This is a genomic window from Nonomuraea sp. NPDC005501 (assembly GCF_040605905.1).
In the GTDB taxonomy this organism is placed as follows: Bacteria; Actinomycetota; Actinomycetes; order Streptosporangiales; family Streptosporangiaceae; genus Nonomuraea.
Genome location: NZ_JBEXDT010000179.1, coordinates 1 through 6,919 on the forward strand (window position 1 = coordinate 1; position 6,919 = coordinate 6,919).

Sequence of the window (6,919 nt, forward strand, 5' to 3'; positions counted from 1 at the left end):
CTCACCCCCCTCCCCCCCCCCCGCCCTCCTCCGCCTGCCCCGCCGCGGCCCCCCTGGGGGCGCCCCGCCGCCCCCCCCCGCCGGGGGGCCCGCGTCCCCGGAGGGACGCGGCCCGCCGTGCGTCCGCGCAGGCTCACACGCGCAGGCTCACACGCGCAGGCTCACACGGTCGCCGACCGGCGGCCCTCGGCGTACTCCTTGGCCGCGCGCAACGTCGTCATGCTGTTGCGGCTCAGCGCCTCCCGCGCGAACGCGTGCGCGTCGGTCACCGTCGCACCCTCGCCCAGGACGCCCGTGACGGCCTCCGGGGCGATCGCCACCGTGTGCTGCGAGGTGACCACGGCCCCGTCGCCGTCCGGCCGTACCGTCCAGCGGCCCGTGTGCACGGCCAGCAGCTTCGGCGTCCGCAGTTGCTTGTAGACGATCAGGTGCTCGGGGAAGCACACCCGCACCGAGGCCGTGGTGTGCGTCGAGCCGTCGGCCGTGCGGGTGTCCATCTCCATGAGCTGCACGTCGGGCGTCTCGGACTCGAGCGCCATCCTGGCCACATGCGGCAGCCGCTCCGGCCACAGGTCGGCGCGGTGGAGGAAGTCGTAGACGTCGCTCGCCGCGCCGTCCACCCGTACCGTGTCCTCGAACGTCGCCAGCCGGTCGCCCGTCCCCGCGCCCTGTCCGGCGCCTTCGAGGGCGGCCCGCAGCGAGGCCAGCTCGGCCTCGCTGTTGCGGTCGACGGCCTTGGCGACGAAGTCCAGGCCGTCCTCGTCCACCGCGCTGAAGTCGTGCGTCAGCCGGACCCGGGTGGTGCCGGCGCCGACCGGCTCGACGATCCACTCGCCGCCCATCGCGGCCACCGGGTGCGCGGGCACCTCCTGCCGGAAGCGCACGCGCAGCCCCTCCGGGTCGAGCTCGCGCCGCGAGGTCCACGTCTTGGGCCGGCCGTTGGCGGTCGCCCAGATGCGGATGCGCTCCTCCCCGCCGCTCTGCTCGATCCGCTCGACGTGGACGGTCGGCGGGAAGATCGCCGGCCACGCGGTCGCGTCGGCGAGGACCGCGTAGACGGCCCGCGGGTCCGCCGACAGGGTGATCTGGTGCTCGGTCTCGTGCGTGGGTGAGGTCGCCACGGGCGCTCCTGTCACTTCGGAGGGGTCGCTCGGATCAGGTCGGTCGGATCAGGTCGGTCGGATCAGGTCGGTCGGATCAGGTCGGTCGGATCAGAAGGTGCCGAGCCCGCCGCAGACGTTGATCGCCTGCGCGGTGACGGACGACGCCGTGTCCGAGACGAGGTAGCCCACCATCCCGGCGACCTCCTCGGGCGTGGAGTAGCGGCCCAGCGGGATCTTGTCCTGGAACTTCGCGAGCACCTCGTCCTCGGTGACGCCCCAGAAGGCCGCGTACCGCTGGCGCACGCCCTGCGCCATCGGCGTCTCGACGTAACCCGGGCAGACGGCGTTGACCGTGATGCCCGTCTTGGCCAGCTCCAGGGCCAGCGCCTTCGTCAGGCCGACCACCCCGTGCTTGGAGGCCGAGTACGGCGCGCCCAGCACCACGCCCTGCTTGCCCGCGGTCGAGGCGACGTTGATGATCCGGCCCCGCCCGCGCTCCAGCATCCCGCCGGTGGTCAGCACCGCCTTGGTCATCCGGAACACGCTGGTGAGGTTCGTGTCCAGGATGTCCAGCCACAGCTCGTCGGGGATCTCCGCGGTGACGCCCCCGCCGCCGCGGCCGGCGTTGTTGACCAGGATGTCGATGGGCCCGTACCGGTCACGGGCGGCCCGCACCAGCTCCTGGATCGCGACGGGGTCGCGGACGTCGCAGACCCGCCCGTCGGCCTCGGCCCCGGACTCCCGCAGCCCCTTGACGGTCAGCTCGACGGCGTCCGGCGTGCGCGCGCACAGGTAGACGCGCGTCCCGGCGCCTCCCAGGGCCCGGGCCACGGCCAGCCCGATGCCGCTGGTGCCGCCGGTGACGAGGGCGACCCGGCCTTCCTCGGACATGGGGTTCTCCTTTCGGTCGGCGCAAGGGTCACACCGGCTGCTCGAATGGCGGTGGACGACCTGAGTTCGAGCGGGTCGCGAGAGTCGTGCCGCAGCGTCGTGGCGAGAGCACCTGATCGCCCTTGCCGAACGGGCGCCGATCGAGGAGTACGGATGCCGCACACGGAGTTCGGGGGAGCCGTCACGTTCGTGAACAGGTTCCTCCTGCACGGCCCGCCCGAGGAGTTCGAGCGCGTGTTCGCCGCCACCTCGGAGTTCATGGGCTCCAGGCCCGGCTTCCTGTGGCACATGCTGTTGCGGCCCATGGAGACCGGGCAGGAGCGCCACTACGTCAACGTCGCCGCCTGGCGGGACGAGGCCGCGTTCCGCGCGGCGGTGGCGGACCCCGGCTTCGCCCCGCACGCGGGCGCGTTGCGGGCGCTGAGCACCAGCGAGCCCGCCCTGTACGAGACGCGGCAGACCCGCGCCGCCGAGACGGAACGTCCATGACCAGGCGGGTGGTCATCACCGGCCTCGGCGTCGTCGCCCCGGGCGGCATCGGGGTCAAGCCGTTCTGGGACCTGCTGATGTCCGGCGCCACCGCCACGCGCAGGATCACCACGTTCGACCCCTCGCCCTTCCGCTCCCAGATGGCCGCCGAGGCGGACTTCGACCCCGTCCAGGCCGGCCTGCCGGCCGACGCGGTGGAGCGACTGGACCGCGCGGCCCAGTTCGCGCTGGCCGCCTGCGGCGAGGCCATGGCCGACAGCGGCCTGCGGGTGGAGGAGTCCGCCGCCCACCGGGTGGGGGTCAGCATCGGCAGCGCCGTCGGCTGCACCCAGAAGCTGGAGTCGGAGTACGTGGCGATCAGCGGCCGGGGCGCCACCTGGGAGGTGGACCACACGCTGGCCTCGCCGTACCTGTACGACTACTTCGTGCCCAGCTCGATGGCCGCCGAGGTGGCCTGGAGGGTCGGCGCGCAGGGCCCGGTGTCGATGGTCTCGGCCGGGTGCACCTCCGGCATCGACGCGATCGGCTACGCCTGCGAGCTGATCCGCGAGGGCGGCGCCGACGCGATGATCACCGGCGGCACCGACGCGCCGATCGCGCCCATCACCGTCGCCTGCTTCGACGCCATCAAGGCCACCTCCAGCTACAACGACACGCCGGACAGCGCCTCCCGGCCCTTCGACCGCACCCGCAACGGGTTCGTCCTCGGGGAAGGGGCGGCCGTGCTGGTGCTGGAGGAGGCCGAGGCGGCCAGACGGCGCGGGGCACAGGTGTACGCGGAGATCACCGGCTACGCCTCGCGCGGGAACGCGTACCACATGACGGGCCTGCGCGCCGACGGCGCCGAGATGGCCGCCGCGATCACCGCGGCGCTCACCGAGGCCCGCTGCGACCCCTCCGAGATCGACTACGTCAACGCGCACGGCACGGCCACCAAGCAGAACGACCGGCACGAGACCGCGGCGCTCAAGACGGCGCTCGGCCAGGACGCCTACCGGGTGCCGATCAGCTCGATCAAGTCCATGATCGGCCACTCGCTGGGCGCCATCGGCTCGATCGAGGTGGCCGCCGGCGCGCTCGCGGTGACCAGGGGCGCCGTGCCGCCCACCGCGAACCTGCACGAGCCCGACCCCGAGCTGGACCTCGACTACGTGCCGCTGGTCGCGAGGGAGCGGCGCGTGGACGTCGCACTGACCGTGGGCAGTGGCTTCGGCGGCTTCCAGAGCGCCATGCTGCTCCGCCGTTTCTGACGGGTGCCTGCAGGGTGCCCGAGGGAGTGATCGCATGGGTGAGACCCGGGATGTCGTCGTCACCGGGGTGGGCGTGGTCGCCCCCATCGGTTTGACCGTCCAGGAGTACTGGACGGCCGTGCTGAGCGGGCGCAACGGCATCCGCCCCATCCGCCGGTTCGACCCTGGCCGCCTGCCCTCGCCGCTGGCCGGCGAGGTGGAGGGGTTCGTGGCCAGGGACCACCTGCCGGCCCGGCTGCTGCCGCAGACCGACCTCATGACGCAGTACGCGCTGTACGCCGCGGACCGGGCCATCGCCGAGTCCGGGTTCGAGCCCGGCTCGCCGCTGGACGTGGGCGTGATCACCGCCAGCGCCTCGGGCGGGTTCGGCTTCGGCCAGCGCGAGCTCCAGCACCTGTGGCACGACGGCCCGGACCACGTCAGCGCGTTCATGTCGTTCGCCTGGTTCTACGCGGTCAACACCGGCCAGATCTCCATCCGGCACGACCTGCGGGGACCGGTCGGCGTGATGGTGACCGAGCAGGCCGGAGGGCTCGACGCGATCGCGCACGCCCGCCGCAAGGTCGCGGCCGGCGCGCGGATGATGGTCACCGGGGGCATGGACTCGTCGCTGTGCCCGTACGGGCTGGCCGCCCAGGTGCGCTCGCGCCGGCTCAGCCCGGTGACCGACCCCGCCGCGGCGTACCTGCCCTTCGACCGCGGGGCGCGGGGGCACGTGCCCGGCGAGGGCGGCGCCATCCTCACCCTGGAGGACGCGGCGACGGCCCGCGCGCGCGGCGCCCGCGTGTACGGGCGGATCGCCGGGCACGGGGCCAGCTTCGATCCGCCGCCCGGTTCGGGACGGCCGCCTGCTCTGGTCCGGGCCGTCGAGGCGGCGCTGGCCGACGCCGGAGTCCGGCCGCGGGACGTGGCCCTGGTGATCGCCGACGCCGCCGCCGACCCCGGCCTCGACGCGGCCGAGGCGGAGGCGCTGGCCGCCGTCTTCGGGCCGCGCGGGGTGCCGGTGACGGCACCCAAGACGCTGACGGGCCGGCTGTACTCCGGTGCGGCCCCGCTGGACGTGGTGACGGCCCTGCTGGCGCTGCGCGAGGGCGTGGCCCCGGCGACGGCGAACGTCCGGGAGGTGGACCCGGAACTGCCCGTGGACCTCGTGCTGGGCGATCCGCGGCCCGTCAGCGGTGACGCGGCGCTCGTGGTCGCCCGGGGCGAAGGCGGCTTCAACAGCGCGATGGTCGTGCGCCGATGACCGGCGGGCCGTTCATCGCCGGATGCGCCGCCTGGCTGCCGCCGGCCGTCCCCACGGAGCGGGCGCTGGCGGCGGGCGAGTGCGACGCGTCGCTCGCCGCCTCCACCGGCATGCTGGCGGTGGCCGTCGCCGACAAGGAGACCGGGCCGGAGATGGCCGCGAGGGCCGCCCGGACGGCCCTCGCGCGGGCCGGCGCCGGGCCGGCCGGCATCGACCTGGTCCTGCACGCCAGCCTCTACTTCCAGGGCCACCACCTGTGGGCGCCCGCCTCGTACGTGCAGCGGGCCGCGGTCGGCAACGCCTGCCCGGCCATGGAGGTCAGGCAGGTGTCCAACGGCGGGATGGCCGCCCTCGAACTGGCCACCGCCTATCTGGACGCCTCCGGGGACCGCACGGGGGCGCTGGTCACGACCGGCGACCGGATGAACCCGCCCGGCTTCGACCGCTGGCGCAGCGACCCGGGCACCGTCTACGCCGACGGCGGGACGGCGCTGGTGCTGTCGCGCACGGCCGGGTTCGCCCGCGTCCGCAGCCTCGTGACCGTCTCCGACCCCGAGCTGGAGGGCATGCACCGGGGCGGTGACGCGTTCGGCGCCCCGTCCCTGGACGAGCCGGCCACGGTGGACCTGGACCTGCACAAGCGCGCCTACGTGCGCGAGGTGGGACGGGCCGCGACCGCCGCGAAGGTGAGCGCCGGCCAGGAGGCCGCGCTGACCGGGGCCCTGGAGGCCGCGGGGGCCGCGCTCGGCGACATCCGGGGCTTCGCGCTGCCGCACATGGGCCTGCGCCGGCTCAGCGCCGGCTTCTTCACCCCGTTCGGCATCGACCCGGAGCGGACGACCTGGCCGTGGAGCCGGCACGTCGGCCACCTGGGCGCCGGCGACCCGATCGCCGGATTCGACCGTCTCGTCACCACCGGCGCGGTAGGTCCCGGCGAGCTGTGCCTGCTCGCCAGTGTGGGGGCGGGGTTCTCCTGGTCGTGCGCGGTCGTGGAGGTGCTGAGCCGCCCCGCGTGGGCGGGAGAGAGGGGCGAGACGTGACCGTCACCATGGTGATGCTCCCGGGGCAGGGGTCGCAGCACCCGCGGATGGCCTGGGGCCTGTACGGCAGTGAGCCGCGCTTCACCGCCGCCCTGGACGAGGTGCTCGCGGCCTTCGACGACGGCGACGCGCTGCGCGGCGACTGGCTGAGCGACGACCCGCGGGTCCCGCTCGACCACGTCACCCGGTCGCAGCCGCTGCTGTTCGCCCTCGACTACGCGCTCGGCCGGACTCTGATGGAGTACGGGGTGCGGCCCTGGGTGATGCTCGGCCACAGCGTCGGCGAGATGGCCGCCGCGGTGCTGGCCGGCGTCTTCACCCTGCGCGACGGCGCGCGCCTGCTGCAGGAGCGCGTCCGGCTGCTGGCCGAGGCCCCGCCGGGCGGCATGCTCGCGGTCTCGGCCGCGGCCGCCGCGCTGGACGGGCTGCTGACCGACGAGGTCGTGGTCGCCGCGGTCAACGCGCCGCGGCAGACCATCCTGGCCGGGCCGTCCGGCCCGCTCGCCCGGGTCGAGGAGCGGCTGCGGGAGGACGGGTTCATCACCGCCCCGGTGCCCGCGCTGACCGCCTTCCACAGCCCCTCCCTGCGGGCCGTCGCGTCCGCCGCCGTCGACGGCTTCGCCACCACCCCGGTACGGGCTCCCGGCATCCCCCTGCGCTCCTGCTACACGGCCGAGCCGCTGACCGGGGAGACGGCCGCCGACCCCGGGTACTGGGCCGCCCATCCCGTGCGGCCGGTGCTGTTCTGGCCCGCCCTCGACGCGATCCTGTCCTCCCGCGACGACGTCGTCTGCGTCGAGGCCGGCTGCTGTGGTTCATGCCGTTCCTGATCGCCCGGCCGACCCGGTTCGCGTGGCCGGCGATCATCGGCGGGTCGGCGTGGGCCGCCTACGGCTACCT

The 6,919-nt window shown here is 74.8% G+C and carries 7 protein-coding genes; 5 read left to right on the forward strand and 2 right to left on the reverse strand.

Going from position 1 to position 6,919, the window contains the following annotated elements:
* Window positions 1-161 precede the first annotated feature (161 nt).
* Together ABZS51_RS41760 and ABZS51_RS41765 are read right to left on the reverse strand one after the other, a co-directional pair.
* Entirely contained in the window at window positions 162-1,121 is a 960-nt protein-coding gene (locus tag ABZS51_RS41760) for an aromatase/cyclase (RefSeq protein ID WP_355453632.1), read from the reverse strand.
* 90 nt (window positions 1,122-1,211) lie between these two features.
* Window positions 1,212-1,994, reverse strand: coding sequence for an SDR family NAD(P)-dependent oxidoreductase (locus ABZS51_RS41765; RefSeq protein WP_310711885.1), 783 nt, complete (start codon window positions 1,992-1,994; stop codon window positions 1,212-1,214).
* Window positions 1,995-2,147: 153 nt separating this feature from the next.
* On the opposite strand from ABZS51_RS41765, the gene ABZS51_RS41770 reads away from it, so the two are divergent.
* The 5 genes from ABZS51_RS41770 to ABZS51_RS41790 are packed head-to-tail and all read left to right on the forward strand — an operon-like array spanning window position 2,148 to window position 6,849.
* Entirely contained in the window at window positions 2,148-2,483 is a 336-nt protein-coding gene (locus tag ABZS51_RS41770) for an antibiotic biosynthesis monooxygenase family protein (RefSeq protein ID WP_310711884.1), read from the forward strand.
* A complete protein-coding gene (locus ABZS51_RS41775) occupies window positions 2,480-3,733 on the forward strand; it encodes a beta-ketoacyl-[acyl-carrier-protein] synthase family protein (protein ID WP_355453637.1) in 1,254 nt (417 codons plus the stop codon). The genes ABZS51_RS41770 and ABZS51_RS41775 overlap by 4 nt, the downstream gene beginning before the upstream one ends.
* A gap of 34 nt (window positions 3,734-3,767) precedes the next feature.
* Window positions 3,768-4,979 carry a ketosynthase chain-length factor gene (locus tag ABZS51_RS41780; RefSeq protein ID WP_355453640.1) on the forward strand — a complete coding sequence of 404 codons (1,212 nt, stop codon included), beginning with the start codon at window positions 3,768-3,770 and terminating at the stop codon, window positions 4,977-4,979.
* Window positions 4,976-6,019 carry a ketoacyl-ACP synthase III family protein gene (locus ABZS51_RS41785; protein WP_355453643.1) on the forward strand — a complete coding sequence of 348 codons (1,044 nt, stop codon included), beginning with the start codon at window positions 4,976-4,978 and terminating at the stop codon, window positions 6,017-6,019. Before ABZS51_RS41780 ends, ABZS51_RS41785 begins: the two co-directional genes overlap by 4 nt.
* Window positions 6,016-6,849 carry an acyltransferase domain-containing protein gene (locus ABZS51_RS41790; protein ID WP_355453646.1) on the forward strand — a complete coding sequence of 278 codons (834 nt, stop codon included), beginning with the start codon at window positions 6,016-6,018 and terminating at the stop codon, window positions 6,847-6,849. The genes ABZS51_RS41785 and ABZS51_RS41790 overlap by 4 nt, the downstream gene beginning before the upstream one ends.
* Window positions 6,850-6,919 lie beyond the last annotated feature (70 nt).

Excerpts from the sequence above, each read along its gene's own strand:
- ABZS51_RS41785 (WP_355453643.1), top strand. The coding sequence starts at position 4,976 with ATGACCGGCGGGCCGTTCATCGCCGGATGCGCCGCCTGGCTGCCGCCG.
- ABZS51_RS41765 (WP_310711885.1), bottom strand. The coding sequence starts at position 1,994 with ATGTCCGAGGAAGGCCGGGTCGCCCTCGTCACCGGCGGCACCAGCGGC.
- ABZS51_RS41780 (WP_355453640.1), top strand. The coding sequence starts at position 3,768 with ATGGGTGAGACCCGGGATGTCGTCGTCACCGGGGTGGGCGTGGTCGCC.
- ABZS51_RS41775 (WP_355453637.1), top strand. The coding sequence starts at position 2,480 with ATGACCAGGCGGGTGGTCATCACCGGCCTCGGCGTCGTCGCCCCGGGC.
- ABZS51_RS41770 (WP_310711884.1), top strand. The coding sequence starts at position 2,148 with ATGCCGCACACGGAGTTCGGGGGAGCCGTCACGTTCGTGAACAGGTTC.